At 50.0% G+C, this 22,723-nt stretch carries 15 protein-coding genes; 12 read left to right on the top strand and 3 right to left on the bottom strand.

The window, feature by feature from the left end:
* Positions 1-18 precede the first annotated feature (18 nt).
* Positions 19-1,218 (bottom strand): glycosyltransferase 87 family protein, encoded by a 1,200-nt coding sequence (locus ICL55_RS15635; RefSeq protein WP_188098859.1) that lies wholly within the window; start codon positions 1,216-1,218, stop codon positions 19-21.
* A gap of 213 nt (positions 1,219-1,431) precedes the next feature.
* Between ICL55_RS15635 and ICL55_RS15630 the strand changes: the two genes are divergently transcribed.
* From ICL55_RS15630 to eco, 12 genes are all read left to right on the top strand, one after another.
* The gene (locus tag ICL55_RS15630; protein ID WP_188098857.1) at positions 1,432-2,001 is read left to right on the top strand and encodes an RNA polymerase sigma factor; all 570 of its coding nucleotides are present in this window, start codon (positions 1,432-1,434) and stop codon (positions 1,999-2,001) included.
* 109 nt (positions 2,002-2,110) lie between these two features.
* Positions 2,111-3,076 (top strand): FecR family protein, encoded by a 966-nt coding sequence (locus tag ICL55_RS15625; protein ID WP_188098855.1) that lies wholly within the window; start codon positions 2,111-2,113, stop codon positions 3,074-3,076.
* 89 nt (positions 3,077-3,165) lie between these two features.
* Positions 3,166-6,645 (top strand): TonB-dependent receptor domain-containing protein, encoded by a 3,480-nt coding sequence (locus tag ICL55_RS15620; RefSeq protein WP_188098853.1) that lies wholly within the window; start codon positions 3,166-3,168, stop codon positions 6,643-6,645.
* Positions 6,646-6,676: 31 nt separating this feature from the next.
* Positions 6,677-8,392, top strand: coding sequence for a DUF4397 domain-containing protein (locus ICL55_RS15615; protein WP_188098851.1), 1,716 nt, complete (start codon positions 6,677-6,679; stop codon positions 8,390-8,392).
* Between the two features lies 1 nt (position 8,393).
* Positions 8,394-9,566, top strand: a complete 1,173-nt coding sequence (locus ICL55_RS15610) for a hypothetical protein (RefSeq protein WP_188098849.1) — start codon at positions 8,394-8,396, stop codon at positions 9,564-9,566.
* A gap of 20 nt (positions 9,567-9,586) precedes the next feature.
* Entirely contained in the window at positions 9,587-10,669 is a 1,083-nt protein-coding gene (locus ICL55_RS15605; RefSeq protein ID WP_188098847.1) for a fasciclin domain-containing protein, read from the top strand.
* Between the two features lie 27 nt (positions 10,670-10,696).
* Positions 10,697-11,923 carry a fasciclin domain-containing protein gene (locus ICL55_RS15600; protein ID WP_188098845.1) on the top strand — a complete coding sequence of 409 codons (1,227 nt, stop codon included), beginning with the start codon at positions 10,697-10,699 and terminating at the stop codon, positions 11,921-11,923.
* A gap of 28 nt (positions 11,924-11,951) precedes the next feature.
* Positions 11,952-12,929, top strand: coding sequence for a fasciclin domain-containing protein (locus tag ICL55_RS15595; RefSeq protein ID WP_188098843.1), 978 nt, complete (start codon positions 11,952-11,954; stop codon positions 12,927-12,929).
* Positions 12,930-12,946: 17 nt separating this feature from the next.
* Positions 12,947-16,219, top strand: coding sequence for a TonB-dependent receptor (locus ICL55_RS15590; RefSeq protein WP_188098841.1), 3,273 nt, complete (start codon positions 12,947-12,949; stop codon positions 16,217-16,219).
* Between the two features lie 11 nt (positions 16,220-16,230).
* Positions 16,231-18,411, top strand: coding sequence for an IPT/TIG domain-containing protein (locus ICL55_RS15585; protein ID WP_188098839.1), 2,181 nt, complete (start codon positions 16,231-16,233; stop codon positions 18,409-18,411).
* 374 nt (positions 18,412-18,785) lie between these two features.
* Positions 18,786-18,983: a helix-turn-helix domain-containing protein gene (locus tag ICL55_RS15580; protein ID WP_281392542.1), complete on the top strand. Its 198-nt coding sequence runs from the start codon at positions 18,786-18,788 to the stop codon at positions 18,981-18,983.
* A 56-nt stretch (positions 18,984-19,039) separates the two neighbouring features.
* On the top strand, positions 19,040-19,501 hold the full coding sequence (gene eco, locus ICL55_RS15575; protein WP_188098837.1) for a serine protease inhibitor ecotin: 462 nt from the start codon (positions 19,040-19,042) through the stop codon (positions 19,499-19,501).
* Positions 19,502-19,604: 103 nt separating this feature from the next.
* Here the strand turns inward: eco and ICL55_RS15570 are convergent, their stop codons facing one another.
* Together ICL55_RS15570 and ICL55_RS15565 are read right to left on the bottom strand one after the other, a co-directional pair.
* Positions 19,605-21,362 carry a family 43 glycosylhydrolase gene (locus ICL55_RS15570; protein WP_188098835.1) on the bottom strand — a complete coding sequence of 586 codons (1,758 nt, stop codon included), beginning with the start codon at positions 21,360-21,362 and terminating at the stop codon, positions 19,605-19,607.
* A gap of 6 nt (positions 21,363-21,368) precedes the next feature.
* Positions 21,369-22,712: a glucoamylase family protein gene (locus tag ICL55_RS15565; protein WP_188098834.1), complete on the bottom strand. Its 1,344-nt coding sequence runs from the start codon at positions 22,710-22,712 to the stop codon at positions 21,369-21,371.
* Positions 22,713-22,723: the final 11 nt, after the last annotated feature.

Raw genomic sequence — 22,723 nt, 5'->3', positions numbered from 1 at the left:
TAAAACGGGGATGAACGCCTATGCCGCCAGCTGTTCCCGTGGTGTATTACCTGGTGAGGCAAAACACAGGTAATACTGGAAATACAACAGCACCAACAGGCAGGGCAGCGCTTTCAGCTGATAGTTCACCGCGACCTTGTTGATAAACGAAGGCACGAGGTCAGTAGGACAGAGGGAGGTGATTATCACCAGCAGCCCCAGCAGGACGACAGACAGCGGCTTTTCGGGCAGCATCATCAATCCGGCCACGGCGCCGGTTACAGCCATGATATAGGTAGGTGATTCGGTACTCTGATTAAACAATACTACCCAGAGCAACAGGTAACCTGCAACGATCCAGTGATAGTGCTGTGGCCTGTTTTTCCAGGCAAAATAAAGGGCAGACAGGAGGCCGGTCAACCCCAACACGGTAATGGTTTTCCCGATGATGCCACCGGGTTGTTGTGGCAGATGCAGCATCGCATAGATCATACCGCGTACGGAACCATCTTCCAGAATAACAGGACTCGTGATCAGCTTAAACCAATCGTGATAAGCCTGTATCAGCTCTGCCGGCGATATCACCACCAGGGGCAACAGTGTGCCGATAATGCCAAACAACGCGCAGTAACTGAGGTAGGTGAGCTTCCGGTCGTAGAAAAGAAACACCAGGCCGGTAATGGCGCCATATCCTTTGATGAAAAAACAAAGGCAGGTGAAAAGCGCGGCCAGCATCGGTTTGCTGCGGTCCAGGTTAATCACCGTCAGCAACATCAGCGCTGTCATTATGGGGTTGGTCTGTGAGGACTGAATGGCGTTGAGCAGCTCCAGGATCAGCAACCAGCTGATGATATAGCGCTTGTTGGCAGCAACCGGCAACTGACGCAGGGCGTACAGAAAAAGACCGGCGCTGCCCATCAGCCAGATAAGAAGCCCCACCGTAACCGGTAAAATGGCCAGTGGTGCAAACAGGATAGGGAAAGTAGGGTGGTATAAAAAGTAGTCGAAATAGGTATCCGGATAAAGTTGATACAACGGCATATGATGCAGCATATGGTCCCATGAGCTGCGGAAAATAATAAAGTTATTATATCGCTGCGTAGCCAGTGACTGAATAAACAATACCAGCGTACCAATGAAATACAATACTGTCACCGTCAGCGGTCGTTGAAACCACGATGGCAGACGATTGTTGACAGTCAGCGAGAATACAGGCGTAGGTAAGTGTTGCTTTGGCACAATAAATCAATTAACTCTCTTCTAACATAAACGCAGGTATTGATAACCCCCTCCATCAGCCGACTGAAAAAATATCACATTGTTTTTAATTGTATTTAAAAACGACAGAGTTACAGCATCGCTTGATAAAAATAATTGATAACATTAAATTAAAATAACCCCGAAAACGGATTGCTTTACTTTGCAGGGCATTGTCAAAAAAAGCAGTTGCTCATGCAAACCCGTGAAGATTTCGAGTTGCTCCACCAGATCAAGGCTGGCGATAAAAAGGCTTTTGAAACCTGTTTCAATAAGCACTGGCAGCTATTGTACGCATTAGCAGCGCGGATACTCAAATCGGATGACGATGCCAAAGACGTGGTGCAAATGGTGTACATCTCCCTGTGGGGAAGAAGGGAACAACTGGAGATCACCGGCTCCCTGCAACATTATTTATTACAGGCAGTACGGTTCCAATCGCTGAAAAGGCTGAAAGAAATACTGGGCAGCCCCGAACATCTGGACCGCATACACGAACATTACCTGCCGGTGCTCAACAGCATCTGGCATAAACTACACGAGTCGGATCTTTTTAATGAGATCGCATCCCGGCTGGAAACGCTGCCTCCCCGTACCCGCGAGATGTTCCTGCTGAGCCGTCGCCAACAATTGTCTATTGCCGAAATAGCCCAGCGGATGGGCGTGTCCGAAAAAACTGTCCGCAACCAGCTGCACATCGCGCTGAAGACACTCCGCCACCACATTGCTGTTGCCCTCATTTTTGCAGACCTGTTTGTTTGTTAATAATTCCTTAACCTGACCACAAGGGACAATGTCCCCTTTTCCGGGAACATATAGATAGAGAAGTTCAGTTTTTTACCCGAAGGCATAGAACGCCGGATATATGGTCATTATGAATGTAGCACAACTAAAACGAATCATCAACAGGTACCTGGCAGGAAATGCTTCGGGTAAGGAAACTGCGCTGATAGAAACGTGGTATGAAACAGCGTTGGATGAAGCCCGGCAAATGCCTGCCAGTCCGAAAAGCGAAGCCTACCGCCAGGAAGTGCTGGAACGCCTGCGCCTCGAAATGCGTGAGGAATCAACGGGAAGGATTATACGTTTTTCAAGAGCCCGTAATATCGCCGCGGCCTGCATCGTACTGCTCGGCGGCGCCTCCCTCAGCTGGAAATACCAGTACGATATTCTCGATGCTATAGATCCGGTGCCACTTGAAACAGTGACTGCACACAGTTTCCAGGTAAAACAAGTGGTGCTGCCCGACAGCTCCGTAGTAGTACTCAATGCCGGCAGTGAAATCAGCTATCCCCGCCACTTCCGTGGAAAAAAGCGCCAGGTGCGCCTCAACGGGGAAGCCTTCTTTACGGTCACGCACCATCCTTCTGCGGCTTTCACCATTACAGCGCCACACCTGCAGGTACAGGTACTGGGCACCTCTTTTGTGATGACCGACAGCAGCCATATACAGGCGGCCAGGGTAAGCGTGAAAACAGGCCGCGTAGCCGTTTCTGCAGAAACGAAAGGCTTCCCGGTTACACAACTGACGGCCAACCAGGAACTGTTGTACGATGAAGCCGGCGGTATCGTGAACATCAACCGTCATCATGAAGTAGACCTGGGGTGGACCAGCAAGCAGCTGGTCTTTAACAACGCGTCGTTGTCGGAAGTCTTCCGCGAAATCGAAAACCTGTTCAATGTGAAAATACATGTCAGCGATACCAGCATCCAACAGCTGAAATTTACCGGTGCCTTCGATGCCGGTGATCCCTTACCGGACATGCTGAAAGTGATTGCTATGTCTTACCGGCTGACCATTCAAAAACATAAAGACGGAACAATTAACATCAGCAACTAACAGCTAAAACTAAAACACTAAAACCTGTTTACACCACCGCGCAAGCGGTGGTAATAGGGGATCTTTTTTCAAAAAAACAATCAAAACGAATGAAGGAAAAAATTTTACCGGGATTAAAACAGACAGGGTGGAGATGGGTGTGCAGCCTGGCGCTGGTGTTGTGTTTCCTGACAACAGCAGTAGCACAGGACAACACGCTGGCCAAAAAGATCAGTGTCAGCTTTAAAAATGAAGGGCTGGTCCGCTGCCTCGAAATGGTGCAACAACGCGGCGGTGTCACTTTCTTCTACAATCCTGCTGAAGTGAATGCCACCGGAAAAAAATACAATACCGGCTTCGATAACAAAAGCGTACAGGAAATAGTCGTGTACCTGTTGCAGGGCACGGGGCTGGAGTTTGAGATGGCCGACAACAAAAAGATCGTCATCCGCAAAGCACAGCCTAAAACGGAAGCGTCCCGCAAATGGCGCACCGTCAGCGGTGTGGTGAGAGATGCTAAAAAAAACATGCCCATTGGCGGTGCAGAGATACTGGTGCAGAGCAACGGTAATCATCTCACCGCCGATGCCGGCGGCCGCTTTACCGTAGAAGTGAAAGACACCGTTGATGTGCTGGTGGTATACTTCGTGGGCTATGCTACTAAAATGGTGAAAGTAGGCGCCAGCAAAGCGTTGGACATCCATATACAGCCCGACAGCAAAACACTGGGCGGCGTAACGGTAGAAGCCCGCCGCCGTACCAATACGGAAGCCGCTCTGCTCAACGATCGTAAAAATGCGGCCGTGATATCTGATGGTATCTCTGCCCAAAATATTGAAAGAACAGCCAGCATCACTACTACGCAGGCATTGCAGCGGGTGTCCGGTGTAACGATCACCGATGAGAAATACGTGGCTATCCGCGGCCTCGGTGACCGTAGTGTGATCGGTCAGCTCAACGGTGTACGCCTCGCTTCCTCCGATCCGGACCGCAGCGCTATCCCGCTAGATCTGGTGCCTTCCAGCCTGCTGGACAATATCACCGTGTATAAAAGCAGCACCCCCGACAAACCGGCAGATGCTTCCGCCGGTATCGTGGAACTGAAGACAAAATCCATCCCCGACCGCGAAACCTTCAATATCACGATTCAAAGTGGTTTCAACACACAGGTGGGCTTCGGCGGGAAAATGAACAGTTTCTATAACAGCGAGAGTGGTTTCCTCGGTGGAAAAATCAAAAACAAAGGACTGAGCGATGAATTCCAGGCGCTCGCCAAACAATATCCCAACGGCCTGCGTGAGATACAGGACAAAATCGCGTTCAGCCGCAACGACCCTGCTATGCAGGCCGAAGCTGCTCGTATCAACCGTATCATGCACCAGTTTGATCCGGTGCTGACTACCCAGTATAAATCTGCGCCGCTCAATCAGCAGTATGCACTGACCTATGGCAATAACTTCAAAATATTTAAGAAACACCAGGTAGGTATCATCGCCGGCGCCAACTACTACAGCCGCGTAACAGATACCCACGGCGGAGAGCTGAACCAGTGGAGCATCTACCAGGGGGTACTCACGGGCAGCAACGATGTATACAGCCCGCGGATCATCCCCAACTACATTACCCCTAACAATATTCACCTGGGAAAATATCTCACGTATAAAGAGAACACCGGTATACAAACCCTGAACTACGGCTTTCTGGGAGGGCTGGCTTACCGCTTCAACCCACAACATGAAATCAGCATGCAGTACCTGGGCAGCCATGGGGCAGAAACCAAAGCCACCAACCTCTATGGCGCGTATGAGTATACCGGTTTGCCAGGCACAGTCTCCAATATTATTTACTCGCTCAAACAGAGCTACCGTACACTCAATACCTTCAACCTGCAAGGTGAGCACAAGTTCCTCAAAGGGGAATACAGCCCGCGTTTGAGTTACAACCTGGCTACTTCTTCTTCCAGCCAGGATGACCCGGACTATCGTTTTGTGAATCTTGCGGACTATAAGCCCGTTGGTGGTAGCGCTTATCAGAAGCCTTCAAACGCGCCGGGCGGTTCTTTTGACTGGGTATACACCCCCGACCTGTACTCCCTGGTATCCGGCTATGTGAACGGTTACGGTCCTTACGGTATCATTCAGGCCGACCCTAACGGCCGCCGTTTCCGTAAGCTGCATGAAACGAACTATAACTATAAGGCTGATCTCACCATTCCTTTCCAGGTGGCCGGTTTAAGGCAGGAATTTAAAACAGGTGTCAACTATCTGCACCGTAAGCGCGAATTCACAGAGAACGTATTGTTCCTTCCCGGCTCCAATTACTCTGCCAACAAGGCTTTGCCGCTGTATGAAGTAAATGGTGACCTCAACCGCCTGGTGGGCTATGACCGTATCGGTATTCGTCCGCCTTCCGCTTACAATCCGGAAGGGCAGCCTATGGTGGGTGGCTTTCTGTATAATATCCAGAAATCTCCCAACAACTATAAAGGTTTCTATGAAACCCGTGCCTTCTACGGTATGCTGGACCTGCACCTGACAGATAACCTGCGCCTCACGGGTGGCGTGCGTTTCGAGCTGACAGACATCCAGGCCGCGGTAGATACTTCCGGCGTGTTCCTCGATCCTTCCATCAGCACGCCCGATAAGGACGGCAACAAAGTGAACCTGGTATATACCGAGCCCAACTCCATCTACAAAACAGATTACAAACCTTATTACTCTGCGAACCTCACCTATACACTGAATAAGAAAATGAATTTCCGCCTGGGCTACAGCAATTCCCTGGCGCGTCCTGAACTACGGGAACTGACCAACGTTTTTGACTTCGATCCGTTCCAGTTCGCGCTGGTAGTGGGTAACCCGAAACTGAAAAATCAGCTGACCACCAACTACGATTTCCGCTGGGAATGGTTCCCTTCTGCCGGTGAGGTGTTGTCTGCTTCTGTTTTTTATAAAGAGATCGATAACCAGCTGACGAAAGTATACAAGCAACAGACCTCCGGTCTGGGTGCACGTTTTCCGGAGTTTCCCGCTATTGAGTTCCAGAACGATCCTAATAAAGGACGTGTATATGGGTTAGAGCTGGAAGCGGTAAAGAATTTAGGCACCCTGGTGCCGGCGCTCAATCACTTTAACCTGGGCGCCAACCTTTTGCTTGCGCAAAGCGAAATTAAGAAGACCGCGGAAAGGATGCAGGCCTCGCAGGCGCTGGACCGCCGCGCACCGTCCAACAGTCCGTTGTTTGAACAGGCTCCTTATTCCATCAATGTGTTCCTCAATTATTTCAACAGCAAGACGGGCACTGATATGACGACCACGTTCAACATGGTAGGAGAGCGGTTGATACAGGTGAACCTCGATGGTACGCCTGATCTGTACACCCGCCCTAATCCGGTGCTGGACTTCGTATTGAGCCAGCGTATCTACAAACGCCTGATGTTTAAAGGGTATGCTAAAAACATCCTGGACCGTCCGTTGCAGGAAGTGTATGCCAATCCTAATACCGGTGGCAAATACTACGGAAAAGAGTATATCCGTCGCAGTTATAAACGTGGTACCGAGATCATGCTGGGACTGAGCTACACCCTGTAAATACTAACTGAAACAAGCTAATCTGAATACAATGAAAAGATGCTTACACACGGTGATGTTGTACCTGTTGAGTGCCGGCGTACTAACGTCCTGCACTAAAAAGGAGGACTTTACATACGACAACCGCGTTAATCCGCAGGCTGATGCAGCTTCCAGTGTCCGTATTGTGAACCTGCGCGGTGCTACGGAGCTGATGGTGAATGGAAAGCAGCTGTCTGCTTTTATGTTGCCCAATTGGGAAGGTTATTACGACCAGAATACTACGAAGGGGACGCCCTTTTTCCCGGAAACGGGCCGGATGGGACTCACTTACACTATCCCCCAGCAGTTTGTGAGTGCTGATGGAACGGTAAAGGATATACGTTTCGCTTCCTTTGCGCGTAGTTATGCTTTGATGCTGACCAGAGGTTTCACAGCAAAGGATGACTTTAACCACCCACTCGATTATTACTTCACCTTTTTTGGCCCTAATACCGGACAACTAACAGATTCTTTGTTTGCCATCCCGCGTTCTGTATCACCGCCGGCTAATCCGGAGCATTGCAAAGTGCGGCTGTTGAACCTCTCTTCTTCCACCTCCGCTTTTGGTGGTGACATGCGGGTGGTTTGGGCCGATGGTACAGCGATAGCGGGACTGGAAAATATTGGTGTAGGACAGTACTCTGATTATGTGGAGCTGCCTTATGGCAGCTATCAGTTGAAAGTGATGACCATGGCCGGGCAAATGGTGCCGGGTGTAGGCGGTGGCGGACAGGCGCTGAATGTGATCAACCCACAGACAGGTACCATCCTGCTGCCCGGTGGGCAATCCAAGCCCCGGGTAAATGGCTTGGTGGACAGCAAACTTACCTTCGCGCCGCTGAAAACTTACCAGCCAGGTGGCGTGTATACCATTGTGGTAGCCGACCAGCCAGAGTTCCGGAATTGGAACGGCGGCGATAACGGCGAAACCTATTCCACAAAAAACAATGGTTTCCGTATCATCACCGACGCAGAGCCGCAAAACAATACCTATGCCCGCTTGCAGGCTATCAATGTGCTGCCGGGCAAATCCATCAACGTAACATTGGATGGGAATCCACTGGGCAACACGCTCGCCTTCTCCGCAGCTTCGGCTTTTAAGCCCTGTATAACAGGCAGGCATATGCTGAAAGTAACAGATGCTTCCGGTGCGGCGCTGACAGACAGTATCTTCTCCCTGCAGCCCGGCGATAACAGTACAGTATGGATATACGAAAATAAGGACGGCAGAGCGGCTGTTAGCATAGTGGCCAATAACCTGAGCAACAGCTTTTATACCGGCGCTACCGAAGATGGCAGCTACGCCGTGCGCAAAATTGAGTTCCCCAGCTGGATACGCTTTATGAACTTCTGTCCTGATCTGCCGGAAGCCACTTTCACCACAGACGATGGTCAGCTGTTCAGTAACGGTAGTGATCTGGGTGCTTCCCAGCGGTTGCAGTTGGGCATTCCGTATACAAGAAACCCGTACGTGATGCTGGAAGCCAATTTCTATAACAGTATCATGGTCTATGCTTCGAAACAAAACGTCATACCGGGCAACTGGCTGCGTGAAGTGACCACTGTACACAGCAAGGATTTCATCGCCCGTCCGGAACTGTATCCTTCAGGATGGTCACCTATCAGCGAAAGCGGCGTATACACCGTGGCGTTGGTCGGCAATCTCAATACCAGCAAGCCGGGGAGTGAAAAAGCCCGGATGGTCATCATCAAACACAATCAGTAACATGAATAACAGAATTATTCTTTTGCTCTTATTATGGATAGCTGTAGGCACGGCCTGCCGGAAAACGGAATATACCACCATTGCGGAACCGGCCTACCTGCGGATATTCAATAACCTGGATTATAACATTACTGTCGATAATAAAGAGGCGCCGCAGCCATTCCTTACGTACCTCATGGACCCTGAGCTGGATGCTGACGGTATCCCCGTATCGGCTAAAGCCACCGGTGATTTCCTCGATAAACGTGCTACCTGGGCAAGGCCTTATCCGGATGCGGTGAATACCACGCTGTATCAGACAGAGTATCCCGGTAGCGCCAAAGTACTGGCAGGACCGGTGCTCAACGGCTACGACCTGTCCAGCTGGGCGCAGATGCCCGCCGGCAAACACCGTATCATGTTTGTAAGCCGCCCGCTTAGCCCGGTGCCTTTCTTTCAGCTGCCTAAAGACCTGCGCAGCCAGATCATCATTGATACCGTGATGGATTTTGGCAGCAGGGAAGTATATACCATGCATGTGCTGGAAAAAGACTGGAATACCAAACAACCGGGTATCTACGTACGAAAAGAAACCTTCATCCATCAGCCTTTTTCAGACTCATTGGTATATGTCAACTTTTACAACCTTAGCTCCGGCGGTTTCTTTGAGAAGGGCGTGGTACGTGGCTCCGATGCAACTTTTAACCTGAAGATACGCGACACCATGAACGTGTATTACTCGCTGAGTAAAGTCAACAACAGTAACCTGATGCAGCCTGTTGCCGGCCACACCGGGGTGTTAATGGCTGCTGTAGTACGCTCTCATGAGCCGGCAGTACATCCGTATTATTCGTTTCCGTTGTTCCCGGACACGGCTGCCAGTAGAATCTATACCGGCAGGGCAGCGCAGACATTCACCTTCCTGTCGCCCGCTTATACTTATGAGAACAATCCCTTTGTACAGTACATGACAGAATCCAATGGCCGCTTCACGGAATTGCGCGTCGGCCCGGCCAATATCAATGGCTTTGCCGCATTCCCCCTGGTAGCGGATTTCCTTACCGGTATGGTAGTGACCATCCGCTCCGGTGTTTATTTCAACCGGTCATTTGCTACTGTCAACACGGTTGAATATGTCAATGGCAAATTTTATTTAATGACCATTCAGCGTAAGTACGAACCACCTGTTTATTAACAGACCTAAAAAAGATGACTATGCGATATTATACTTTGTCCTGTCTGTTTTTCTTTTTCCTGTTGATGATCACAGGATGTAAGAAGGACGACCTGACACCACCGAGGGATACTGCTCCCGCCCGCGCTTTGGGTGACTTTATCCGCAATAACTACGACCTTAGCCTGTTTGCCGCCGCCCTGCAGAAAGCCGGGCTGCTGGACAGCCTGAACCAGACCGGCCCTTTCACCTGTTTCGCCCCGGACAACAAAGCCTTCAATGATATCGGTATTACGAGTCCGCGTGATTTCGATGCGATGAACCCGGAGAGCCTGCGCCTGCTGGTGAAATACCACATCTTCAAAGACCGTAAGTATGTCTCTGAATTTCCCTTGCAGATGGGTAATAAATATGCTACCCTGGCAGGCCCCGAGCTGTATGTTTCCGTATCCAACCTGCCTTATGCAGACCATACGCCACCGGACCAGCGCGATCTGTTTGTGAATGGGTCTCTGCTGCAGCCCGCCCCTAAAAGGAATGTGGCCCTGTCTAACGGCGTAATACATGTTGTCCGCAAGCCGCTCAATTTTAATATGCCTACTATCCAGGATTATCTGCAGGCCGATACCAGCCTTTCCATTTTTGTGACAGTGATGAAACGTTGCAAGCTGTGGGACGGACTGAAAGAAAAAGGCCCGTTCACCGTATTTGTGCCGGACAACGAAGTCTTCCGCAGGTACAGTATCACGGCAGACAGCGCAGCACGCCTGGACCCGGAAAAATATGAAGCTGTCGCTTTTAACATATATCCGTTGGCGTTAAAATCCAAACGTATTTTTTCTACTGACTGGGTACAGATTTCCGGCACCTATGGTCCGATATCTTCCATGATCAATGTAGGGAATTTCGCTATCAAGCTGGTTTATGATTATAACTGGAATATGGGCCTGGAAAATGTCTATCTCAATGTGCTGGATGTTACTACGGGCCAACTTAGTACCAACGGCCCATCGACATTGCATTACAGGAATGGGTTTACCACCGGTGCAGACCGGGTGACCAGCAACGGACTGGTACACGTCATCGACGATCTGTTACTGGACCCTGCCACTTTACGCAAATAGCATCAACTGTTTTAAAGCCAATTGAAAATGAATTTTTTTACCGCTGTTAATATATCAGGCAGGCTGTTCAAATGCTGCTTACCTGCCCTGCTGTTGCTCGCTATGGCTTGCCGCAAGCAGGACATAGAACCGGAGCCGGTCGGAGAGCCGGTACCTTATACCGGACCAGTGCTGAGTTTGAAAGAGACGTTGGAGAAATCTCCCTATACCTATCTTAAAGCAGCATGGAAGCGGTCTAATATAGACGACCGCCTGAATAAGGCTGCCATCACATCCTTTACCATTTTTGCGCCAACAGACAAAGCATTTGAGCAGGCCGGATGGACAATGGACAAAATCAGCCAGGCTTCTCCTGAGCAACTGGATACGCTGTTGTCTTTCCATATCAGCGGCAACCAGGTGCATGCAGCTTCGCTGGTACAGGTTACCGGCAATCTCACTTTGGCCACACTGCTGAAGTCTGCAGACCTGCCCGGATACGAAGGTTTTCCTCCCTATCAGTATGTATTGTACGCCGGCGTAAATCACGACAGCCTGTATGTAAACGGTCAGCCGGTGAGCAAATGGGGCCAGGCCCTGGAAGCGACTACTGCCACTATTTACCCGACGGACAAAGTATTGCAGCAGCCGGTACAGGATATGTTGTCCTTCCTTCAGTCAGACGAACGTTTCAGTTTTTACCTCGAGGCCTGCCGGATCAACGACAGCCTTTACCTGGACAAAAATCCCTGGGAAACAGGATTGTTGAATATGACCGTGCTTTCTGCCACCGGATCTTCCGGAGGTCAGTTTACCCTCATTGTGCCCACCAATGAAGCATTTAAGAAAAGTGGTTTTAATACGGTAGAGGATATACGTCAATACAACTACCGGTCATTGCCCATTGGCGATGCCGGTTATGATGATCACTGGTACTACGTTTACCCTACTACCGCGATGGACTCCCTGCTGTATCCCAACCGTATGTCATATGTAGGTCCCAGGGCCGCTTACAATGGTACAAAGAATATCTACCAGGTGTATTTCCTCAATGAGCTGATGGTCAACAAAAGCATATCCGGCATGTTGCTGAAGCCCGGCTCCATATATAATCTTCCTCCCATGCTCTATCAACTGGATTTTGTAGCCGGTAACAACGGAATAGGCGTAAAAAGACTAGGTTCTTCCCAGGCAAGGCTGCCGCTGGCAGAAACCAATGTCTGCCTGCTGAACGGCGTAATACATGTTGTAAACGAGGGATTGTTCATGCCGTAATCATCCATCTCCCTAAAAACAAACAATCATGAAAAGAATTTTTTATACAGGCATACTGCTGTTAATGATGGCAGCATGTAAAAAAGATGAAAAGGCATCGCCTGACCAGCAGCTGAGCAATCGTATCACTTACGTGATCGCTGATAACATGTTTAACTTCTCCAGCTTCAATGCGGTGATCGAGCGTACCGGTTATGGTCCCAAACTGGCCGGGGAAGGACCGCTTACCGTACTGGTGCCGGATAACGGCGCTTTCGCCAAGGCCGGTTATGGCAATACCTCCATTGTATTACAGGAGAGAGCATCGGTACTGAACAACCTTATGTCTTACCATGTGCTGAGCGGTACCTGGGAACTGAATAAACTGCCGTTCGCTTTTAACCAGGAACTGGTCACCGCTGCCGGCGCTAAGATGTATGCCACACGCTGGGTAAAAGGCAAAGACACTGTACTGACCATTAACGGCACACCTATTATTTCTTATAACCTGCCTGCCAGCAACGGCCTGATACAGGTGATGAGCGAGGTGTTGCAACCACTGGTGAATCAAACCCTGTCCGATGCCATCGCCGCAGATACCGCGCTTACTTTCCTGAATACGGCACTGCAACAGGCCGGTATGAAAGAGCTGGTGGCCACCAAAGCTACCTATACTTTCTTCGCTCCATCCAACAGCGCATTCCGCAGCAAAGGCTTCCCCACTGTCGACAGTGTGGGACAAACAGATCCGGCCGTGCTGAAACGGATGCTGGGTTATACCTTTTTCCCCGGCCGCCGCTTTATATATGACTACGTACTGACTACCGATGCCACAGATAAAAGTGAACAAGCCATGTATAACGGCAATAACATCACGGTGCAGCTGCTGAAGAATGGCGTGAGATATACCGGCATCACCGTACAAGGGGCCGGTAACACTTCTCCGATCAACATCCTTAAAAGCAACGTGCTGGCAGGAAACGGCGTGTTGCATATCACTGACAACGTGCTGAGTGAAAACCAATAAATCCAACAAAGCGTAACATGAAGCAGGTACTCTACACTATACTCTTACTCCCTTTGCTGCTGATGATGGCACTGCGAGGATACGCACAGGAAACCAACGGCTCCTGGAGCGGACGGATCACCAACGGTAAACAGGAGCAGCTGCCCGGTGTTACCGTACTGGCGGTGCATCTGCCTTCCGGTACTAAATACGGCACCGTTACCGGCGCCGACGGACGGTATTATCTACCCGGTCTTCGTATAGGCGGCCCGTATAGTATCACCGTTAGTATGATGGGCATGGAAACACAGTCCCGCGACGGTTTTACGATCCGCCTCGGTGAGCCGCTACAACTTAATTTTGTGCTTGCAGACAAAGGCAAACAACTCTCCGAAGTAGAAGTGAAAGCCACCCGCGCAGGGGCCAAAGCCAATACCTTCGGCGCAGGACAACATATCAGCCGCTTACAGGTGGCCAATATGCCCACTATCTCCCGCAGCATCACAGACATTACCAAAATGGTTCCGCAAGGGTCTAAAGACAACTCTTTCGCCGGCACCAACTTCCGCTATAACAACGTCACCATCGACGGCGCCATCAATAATGATGCAATCGGCTTCAGTCCTTCCATGGGCGGTATTACCGGCAGCTCCGGTATGCCCGGCTCCAGCACCCGCAGCAACGCGGTGTCTATGGATGCTATTGAAGATATGCAGGTATACCTGGCGCCCTTCGATGTGAAGATCGGTAACTTCACCGGCGGTAGCATCAACGCCGTTACCCGCAGCGGTACCAATAAAGTAACAGGCAGCATCTACGGCTTCGGCCGCAACGCCGCCATCACCGGGAAAGACAAGGTGGGCCATCTCGGTAAAATGAACAATGATTTTTACGACTATCAGGCAGGTGTACGCGTAGGTTTTCCTATCATCAAAAACAAACTGTTCTTCTTTACCAACGAAGAAATCACCCATCGCCAGGACCCTGCGCAGCTGCTGGTGGGCAGCCCGGAGACAGCACACATCCTGAGCACCAAAGATGCAGAAGATATTCGGAATGCCACCATCGCACGTTATGGTAAAGACGTAGACCCAGGTACTGCCGGCGCTTACAACGCATGGTCAAAATCGGTGAAGTTCTTCAACCGCCTCGACTGGAACATCAACGACCAGAACCAGCTGTCTGTCCGCAATAATACCATCCGGTCTTCTGCGATGAACATGGACCGCGATCAGCAGGATTTCCGTTTCAGCAGCATGGCTTACGAACAGACCAATAACCAGACGTCTACGGTAGCAGAGCTGAAAACGCGCTTCAATAATCGCCTCTCCAACAGCCTGATCGCAGGGTATACCACCGTGCACGACAAACGTGATCCTACGGCCAACCCTGCACTGCCGCAAGTGCAGATCATGGGCCGCGCACCCGGTACTACTATCTACTGGGGCACCGACAGGGAAGCGTCTATCTTCAATATGAAACAGCGCACCGTCGAGGTAACCGACAACCTCACCCTGCGGAAAGGTAAGCATACCCTGCTCTTCGGTACACACAATGAATTCTATCATATCGATTACGGCTTTGTGAACAGCTGGAACGGCCGTGTGGATTATCTCAGCATCGATGATTATCTGAATAACGTTCCTTACCGTGTACGTGGCAGTTATAACTTCACCAACAACAGCCGCGATTATATCCTGTCCAATCCGGAAGCGCGTTTCAATGTAAACATGCTCAGCGCCTATGTACAGGACGAAATCCAACTGACAGAAAAACTGAAACTGATTCCCGGCGTACGGGCAGACTATACCATGCTGCCCAATGCACCTGCGTTGAGCGAACAAACATGTAATGCCTATACCGATGATTACTTTGGTACCACCTACGCCTATACGCCGCTGAACCGCATCACCAACAATTATCTGAATAAAGTACAGATCTCTCCGCGTTTGGGATTCCGGTATGACTGGCTGGGCAATCAACAGCTGGTGCTGCGTGGCGGTACAGGCCTGTTTACCGGCCGTATTCCTTTCGCATGGCTGGCTTATGCTTATTATAACAACGGCATCAACTACGGCTCTTTCGATCAGAAAGCGGATGCAAAAGTTTTTGTGCCTGGCACTGATGCGGTGAAGCCCGGTCAGCATGGTATTGCCGACTTCATCGCCGGTAATGGCACGGTTATCAATAACCGCATGGCCGGTAAAACACAGGTGGACGTGATTGATAATAACTTCGTGATGCCGCAGGTATGGCGTACCAGCCTGGCGGTGGACTACACCACAGCGAACGGCTATAAATTCACCGTAGAAGGTATTGTTACCAAAACGCTGAAAGATGTGATGTTCCAACAGATCAACATCAAAGATAATCCCCGCTATTACGGTTACGACAGTACGAAACAGCAACCTGTTTTCAACGGCACGGTAGATCCTCATTTTTCCAACGCCTACCAGTTGAGCAATACCCGTAAAGGCTACCGCTACAGCCTTACCGGCAGCGTTAACCGTAACTTTCCTTTCGGATTGTATGCATCCCTGGCATACACCTATGGACAGTCGAAAGATGTATCCAACGGTATCCGCAACTCCATGGAGAGCAACTGGCAGCTGAACCAGGCACTGAACCCCAACAATCCGGGACTGGCTTATTCCAACTTTGATATCCGTCATCGCCTGGTGCTGAACCTGCAATATGTACGCCGCTGGAATGTCAGCTGGGTGAGCACTTTGAACCTGTTCGCCACCGCGCAGTCAGGCAGTCCGTTTACCTATGGTATTGTGAACAACAGCATCCAGGGACTACCGCAGCAGGTGAGCCTCGTGTATATTCCTGCTGCAGCGGATGCCGTGAAGTTCTTCCAGGACTATACCAATAAAGCCGGAGAGACGATCACTGCTGCTTCACAGGCCGCCGCTTTCAACGATTATATCGAGGGCGACAAATACCTGCGAACCCGTCGCGGTCAGTATACAGAACGTAATGCCGGTCGCACGCCCTGGAACGTTCAGGCCGATCTGCACTTCGCACAGGAGTTCCATTTCTCGAAAGATCCCAATGGCCAGTTTATCACTTTTTCTGTTGATGTGATGAACTTCACCAACCTGTTGAACAAAAACTGGGGCGGGGCTTATTTTTCGCCAAATACTTTCAACTCTACCGCCAGTGTGGGCCTGACACCTGCTTTTCCCGCAAAACAAAATCCGGGTAACTATCCTGTATACCTGTACGAAAATCCGGGCAAGCCTTACGCGATCGACTTTTTTAACTCCCGCGCGCAGGTACAGCTCGGGATGAGATATTCATTCTAAAAATGATGACCATGAAATCATTGCTATATTTTTTATGCGGGCTGCTGTTATTGACAGCCTGTAAAAGAAACCGGGATGAAGGGATGGAGATACCGCCTTCCATCAGTTCTTTCTGGCCTAACAGCGGAAAAGCCGGCACGATCGTTACCATCAACGGCGCAGGTTTTAAACGGAAAGACAATGAAGTGACTTTTAACGGAACGGCAGCGACCGTGCTGGACGCAAATGATACGGTGATGACGGTGCTCGCGCCAGCTGGCGGCAGCAGCGGCAAGGTGTCTGTCAAAACCAACGGCAAGGAACTGGAGGCCGGTACTTATACCTATCAGAACCTGAGTATGCGCAGTGCCAGCCCGCTCAATGGTCCTGCCGGTACCAACCTGCTGATCCTCGGAGAAGGCTTTAGTAGTCTCAATGCCCCGGCTAAAGTGCTGGTCAACGGTAAAGAAGCGACCATTACTACCGTGAATGACACTACGCTGATCGCTTCCGTGCCGGTATCTGCCGGCAGCGGCGCTATCAGGGTAGTAGTGGATGGAAAAGAGGTGACAGGCCCCGGGTTCCTGTTTCAGGACATCAGCAAAATCAAACCGCTGAAAGGTGGCAAAGGTACACAGGTGACCATTACCGGCGAGGGTTTCAATACCGTAGCAGCCAACAACGCCATCGCGTTTAATGGAAAAGCGGGTACCGTGATCAGTGCCACCACTACGCAGCTGGTAGTAGCGACACCGGATGATGTGGCTACTGGTCCGCTGACCGTTACCATTAACGGGCAAAAAACAGTCGGTCCTGTATTTACCGTAATTCCGCCTCCGGTACTGGCTACTGTAGCGCCATTGAGCGGTCCTGGCGGTAAGGATGTGACCATCACCGGTGCTAACTTCAGTGTTGAAGCGGATGAAAATAATGTGACTTTTAATGGTGTTTCCGGTATAGTAAAACAAGCTTCAGATAGGGAGCTGGTGGTGACTATCCCGGTGGGTGCCGGTACAGGTAATATGAAAGTGTGGGTCAACGGGCAGGAAACCGGTGGACCTCAGTTCAGGGAACAGAACCTGGGCGTGGCCAGTCTGGCGCCTGACAACGGGCTTGCTGGTACAGCCGTTACCGTTACAGGCATAGGCTTCAGTACCAATCCTGCAGACAACATCGTTACGTTTAATGGCGTGCCTGCCACCGTGTTGAGTGCCACTGCTACGACGCTTGAAGTGACAGCCCCGGTGGCTGTTACCACCGGTACGGTTAATGTGAAGGTGAGCAGCCTGGATGCTATCGGGCCGGTATTTAAACGCGCCGGTGTGATGACATTCGCTGGTGGTCCTGGTACGGGCTTGTTTGCCAATGCTACCGGATTGACAGGTGACAGAAATGGCAACCTGTATTTCCTGCAGGGGCAACAGGTAATGAAATTATCACCCGATGGCACGGTGAGCGTCTATGGCGGCGGTACTAACGCCGGCCATGCGGACGGCCCGCTGTCCACAGCACTCTTCCAGAACCCAAGGACTATCACCGTGGATATCTATGATAACCTGTATGTATTGGATGGCGCCGGTGTGCGGAACTACGTCCGTAAAATTACACCAGCCGGTGATGTAAGCACCGCCATGACGGTCCTGGATAACATGGCTGGCGCGCTGGCAGTAGATAACAATGGGGTCATATATGTGAGCAAACCCAATCAGGGAGTATTTAAAAGCGAAAGCAACGGCTCACTGACCAGAATGAACGTTGAGTCTTTCACTCCTTCCAATAAAATGGCGCTGGATGCATTGGGCAATCTGTACTTCTCTGGTGGAGATTATTACAATCCGTTTATTGTGTTAGTACCCACATCAGCACGCGGCGGTATCCTTACCGGAAGCCGTATCAGTGAAGGTTTTGTGGACGGTGATCCCAGTGTGGCCCGCATCGGCAGTCCGTTTTGCGTAACAATTGATCCTACCAGCGGCAATATCTTTTTTGTGGACAACATGAATATGTGTGTGCGATATACGACGCCTTCCGGTACCGTGAAAACAGTAACCGGCGCAGGCGGTACCTTTGAATCGTTCAAATCAGGATATAAAGACGGTACGCTGCCAGAAGCCCTGTTCAAGAGTATGAATGGTATCCACATCGACAGAAGCGGTAACATTTATGTGCTGGACCAGTTCAATAATGCAGTCAGAAAAATATTTATGAAGTAAAAGGGGGTGTGAAGCATGAGCGCCCTGTTGCCGTGGTGGCAGCAGGGCTTTTTGATTTATTGTCAAGATTGGACGTGTCAAAGCTTTTTGTATATTCAACCCCATTTTAACGAAAGAATACAATTGTACTGTCTAGCCTAACCTTATGTCATCTAGGGAGAAGATAAGGTGGGGTGAGTTAGGTTATGACAGACATAATAAACTGATACCGAAGAAAGGAGGAGATTTGATAATATCATTTGAAGACCTATAAAACAAATCAGTTATGGAAAAAAGAAGTCACATATTTGACAGGGTCAGTAAAAATACACCCCCTGAGCTTAAACGAAAAATAGCTCATTCTTTTGCTGTAAAGCGAGCGGATTCTGGATATATTGGAGTACAGAGGTATTTCGCAGGCGGAATTAGCCAGAATGCTGAGTAAGTCAGCATCTGAAATCAGTAAATGGATGTCTGGTGTGCATAACTTCACCACTGAAACGATTGCCAAAATAGAAGTGGCCCTTGACGAAGATATACTAACCATTGCACAGGGATTCAGACACAAGCCACTTGCAGTGAAGAAGAAGTGATATTTCCTCAAACAATTCCGCTTCCCGGCTGTTAACATAGCATAAAACGTTACTGTATGAAACACATCATTCTCCTGTTGCTGCTATGGAGTGCCGGCATGACGGCCGCTTATTCACAGGAAAAAGAGCTGAAACCTTTTCCTAAAGCCTGGAAAGGGGTGGAGCGCTTTGTGATACAATTGCCCGCCAAAGATGCGGAAGACAACTACCAGGTGGAAATTATGGCTGGTAAAACCATGAAAGTGGATTGCAACCACCATGGACTGATCGGCAGCTGGGCTGCCAAAGATGTTAAAGGTTGGGGCTACACGTACTATCAGTACACCTCCGCCGGTAAGATAAGATCTACCCTGATGGCTTGCCCGGATAAAACATTGCAGGACAAATTTATTGCCGATACCAAGCTGGTACGCTACAACAGTAAATTGCCGATTGTAGTGTACGTGCCTAAAGGGTTCTCTGTAAAGTATAAAATCTGGGAAAGAGGCAATCAGGAAATGGATGCTGAAATTAAGTAGATTTTGATATTTAGTTATTTTGATATTTAAAAATGCAGCGGAGATCATATGGTATGATCTCCGCTGCATTTTTAAATATCAAAATATCAAAATAATCAAATGACTAAATTTTAATGGGCGCTGTACGCACAGATACCCCGTTCTCATTAATCGCCTCAATGCTATAGTAGTACGGCAGTTCTTTGTCCATTCCTTTGAAGAAATAGTCATTGGCATTATGTACCATGATGCAGTTGTACAGTTTATCCGGCGCAATACCGAAGTAGATATTGTACGCATAGGCATTATCGACAGGTTGCCATTTGATCCACGCGCTGCGTTTATCCTTTTCCGTGCGAAGCACCATAAACGATTTTACGGAATCAGGTGTGGGACCGTTGCCTTTACCGAATACGCGCAATCCACTGATGGCAAATTTACCACCAGGCATATGAACGTTGACCAGCTTGATGTACCGGGCTTTTACCGGATGAGGAAGTGCTACGTAGTCGTGAGGCACATCGGTGTGGTTGTTGCTTTTATCCACAAGTACCTGCCACTTTTTTCCATCGGATGAATAATAAAGCAGGTATTGGTGATAGATGTCGGTCTGCTTGCCCAGAAAGGGGGCATCCTGATCGGCGTAGTTGATTTGTACGGCGTGTACGGTGGAGAGCTCCCCAAGATCACTTTGCAGCCATTCTCCTTTGTTGCCGGTAGCGGCGCTCCAATAGGTTTTGATGTTTTCATCTACCGCGTTGTTGGGGAGATATCCGCCGAGCGTAGAGGAAACCGTCACCGGTTTGTTATAGTTCAACAGCATCCATCCGGTGAAGGAACGGCTGTCGGCTTCAAAGGAATTGGTGTTGCTGCCTCTGTTGAGATAATGCGGATAGTCGCCGAAGGCGGTATTACAATATAACACATCATCTTTATCAAATCCCGCAGGCCAGAAACCGATCCTTCTTTCAAAACTGTTTTTTACAGAGATGACCATGGTGGAAACATGCCACCAGTTGCCTTTGTTGTCCTGAAAAGTGCTGCCATGGCCTGCGCCACGGGCAAAGCCGCCTGGTTTGAAAGAGAATGGGTTGTGGGCCTGTGGGGTAAAAGGCCCTAACGGATCATCGGCTACCACCACGCCGTCGGCATAGCCGCTGAACTCAGTGCCCGGTGCGCCGTATTGCAGGTAATATTTCCCGTGATGTTTGGTCATCCAGGCGCCTTCAATAAACGGATCGAGGAAAGTGTTGTCCATATATTCCCCGAAACGCTGCCAGCCATAGCGCTCATCTTCGAGCAGATACAGCTCCTTCCGTGCGCCTTTCAGTTGTAATGTTTTACGATCTACTTCACCGCCGTATACCGGGTAACGGTTGCTGCTACCATTGTACTGGTACAACCTGCCATCATCATCCTGAAAAAAAGCGGGGTCCCAGCCACCGGCCTGAAAAGAATCTACGGCTTCTTTCCACTGGTTGCCTTTGGGATCGGTGCTCATCCAGATGGGGAAATTGCTGCTATAGGTAGAGCCGAATACCATCATGGTGTCGCCCATCACCCATACGGCCGGTGCGCACAGTTCATCATATACTTTATGCCAGGGCTTCAGGAACTTACGCGATACAAAATGCCACTGGCTCAGGTCCGGGCTCCACCAGTAGCCCCACTGGTTGGTGGAAAAGAGGTAAAAGTCCCCTTTGTAGTTGACGATCACCGGATCGGCAGTAGCCCTGTGTTTGCCCCATTCGGTAAAATTAGGGATGGGGCAATAGCCATAGTCTACATTAACAGGATTGCAATAGGTGCTTTGTTGAGCGTAGGTCGACTGTAATAACAGGCATGACAGCAGCACCGTCAGTATACGTGGTAAATTCAGCATGACTGGTTATTTCAGATGCGGACTGGTGAAGTCCAGTTTCTTTAATCCTGATTGCACTTCCGGGCAACTCATAAACAGCTTCCATAATAATCCGCTGCGATAGTTCTCTATCATTACTACGATAGGTCCCTGATCGATGGCGAGATGAGAGGTGGCGTACCATTGTTGCGTTTCATTGAAAGCATCGGTAAAGCCGTATTCGCTCCAGATTTTATGGCCCAGCTGATAGTAGAAATGTTTGAGTGCCTGCATGGAATATTCCGGCGTATAAGGGAACGCGGACAAAGCAGCGGTAGGGGTGATGGTGCCGTGATCATTCTCCGGAGAATGCGCATCGTAGCCGTTGTACGTGTCGCTGGCGGTAAGGCCCCAGGTGTTGGCGCCGTAGCCTTTGAAGCCTTTTGGGTTCTGCACACAATATTCACGGTTGATGAGCGTGTGATTTTTATTCTGTTCCCAATAATCGGCATAACGGTCTTTTAATCCATGCGGATCGAGGCCCATGAAAGAGTAGTGCGTGAAGAACAGCGGCCCGCCGTAATCCATTCCCAGCGGCAGTTTGATACCGAAATAAGTACGGTCGTTGCGGAAATAGTAGTTGTTGGCCCATCCGTGATGATATACAGACGCCGGTATGGCATAGGTGGGAGAGGAGGCAGACAGGATGTAGGTGATCAGGCATTCGTTGTATCCTCTGATTTCATGGTTCATGCTCCAGCCGTTGTTGGGGCTCCAGTGCCAGTACAGCACGTTGCGGCCGTCCTGGGTATACCAGTTCCATTCTGCTTCCCGCCAGGTCCAGTTGATTTTGTTGCGTAGTTCTTCTTCTTTGGGCGTATTGCGGTTGAAATACTGACGGGCGGTGAGCAGCCCTTCAAAGAGGAAAGATGTTTCCACAATATCACCGCCATCATCTTTGCGGCTGAAAGGAATTGTTTTTCCGGTGGCGCCGTTGAGCCAGTGGGGGAAGATGCCGTGGTAATGATCTGCTTTCCGGAGGAAGTCGATCATTTTGAGTAACCGCTCCACGGCTGCATCGCGGGTGATCCAGCCTCTTTCGGTAGCTACCACAATGGCCATGACGCCAAAGCCGGTGCCACCGGTGGTCACTACCTCATCGCCGTAATCGAATGATTTGTTGCTGCGTTCGCGTGCCATTCCGGAAACCGGATGGGCAAAGTCCCAGAAATAACGGAAGGTCTGTTTTTGAACGAGGTCCAGCAGGGCGCTGTCGCTCAGGTTTTGCCGGATCTGCAGATCGGCTTTAAGGGACGGTTGTTTTACCTGTGCCTGCCCGCCAAAGGCGAGCAGGCATATCAGGCATATGATCGTTGATGTGATCTGTTTCATGGCATGGTTTC

The sequence above is a fragment of the Chitinophaga varians genome, from assembly GCF_014529945.1.
In the GTDB taxonomy this organism is placed as follows: domain Bacteria; phylum Bacteroidota; class Bacteroidia; order Chitinophagales; family Chitinophagaceae; genus Chitinophaga; species Chitinophaga varians.
Note: the sequence above shows the minus strand (reverse complement) of the source record. Positions and strands in the feature narration are given on the sequence as shown.

Coding starts and splice junctions, on each gene's coding strand:
- ICL55_RS15630 (WP_188098857.1), top strand. CDS start 1,432: ATGCAAACCCGTGAAGATTTCGAGTTGCTCCACCAGATCAAGGCTGGC.
- ICL55_RS15625 (WP_188098855.1), top strand. CDS start 2,111: ATGAATGTAGCACAACTAAAACGAATCATCAACAGGTACCTGGCAGGA.
- ICL55_RS15620 (WP_188098853.1), top strand. CDS start 3,166: ATGAAGGAAAAAATTTTACCGGGATTAAAACAGACAGGGTGGAGATGG.
- ICL55_RS15615 (WP_188098851.1), top strand. CDS start 6,677: ATGAAAAGATGCTTACACACGGTGATGTTGTACCTGTTGAGTGCCGGC.
- ICL55_RS15610 (WP_188098849.1), top strand. CDS start 8,394: ATGAATAACAGAATTATTCTTTTGCTCTTATTATGGATAGCTGTAGGC.
- ICL55_RS15605 (WP_188098847.1), top strand. CDS start 9,587: ATGCGATATTATACTTTGTCCTGTCTGTTTTTCTTTTTCCTGTTGATG.
- ICL55_RS15600 (WP_188098845.1), top strand. CDS start 10,697: ATGAATTTTTTTACCGCTGTTAATATATCAGGCAGGCTGTTCAAATGC.
- ICL55_RS15595 (WP_188098843.1), top strand. CDS start 11,952: ATGAAAAGAATTTTTTATACAGGCATACTGCTGTTAATGATGGCAGCA.
- ICL55_RS15590 (WP_188098841.1), top strand. CDS start 12,947: ATGAAGCAGGTACTCTACACTATACTCTTACTCCCTTTGCTGCTGATG.
- ICL55_RS15585 (WP_188098839.1), top strand. CDS start 16,231: ATGAAATCATTGCTATATTTTTTATGCGGGCTGCTGTTATTGACAGCC.
- eco (WP_188098837.1), top strand. CDS start 19,040: ATGAAACACATCATTCTCCTGTTGCTGCTATGGAGTGCCGGCATGACG.
- ICL55_RS15570 (WP_188098835.1), bottom strand. CDS start 21,362: ATGCTGAATTTACCACGTATACTGACGGTGCTGCTGTCATGCCTGTTA.
- ICL55_RS15565 (WP_188098834.1), bottom strand. CDS start 22,712: ATGAAACAGATCACATCAACGATCATATGCCTGATATGCCTGCTCGCC.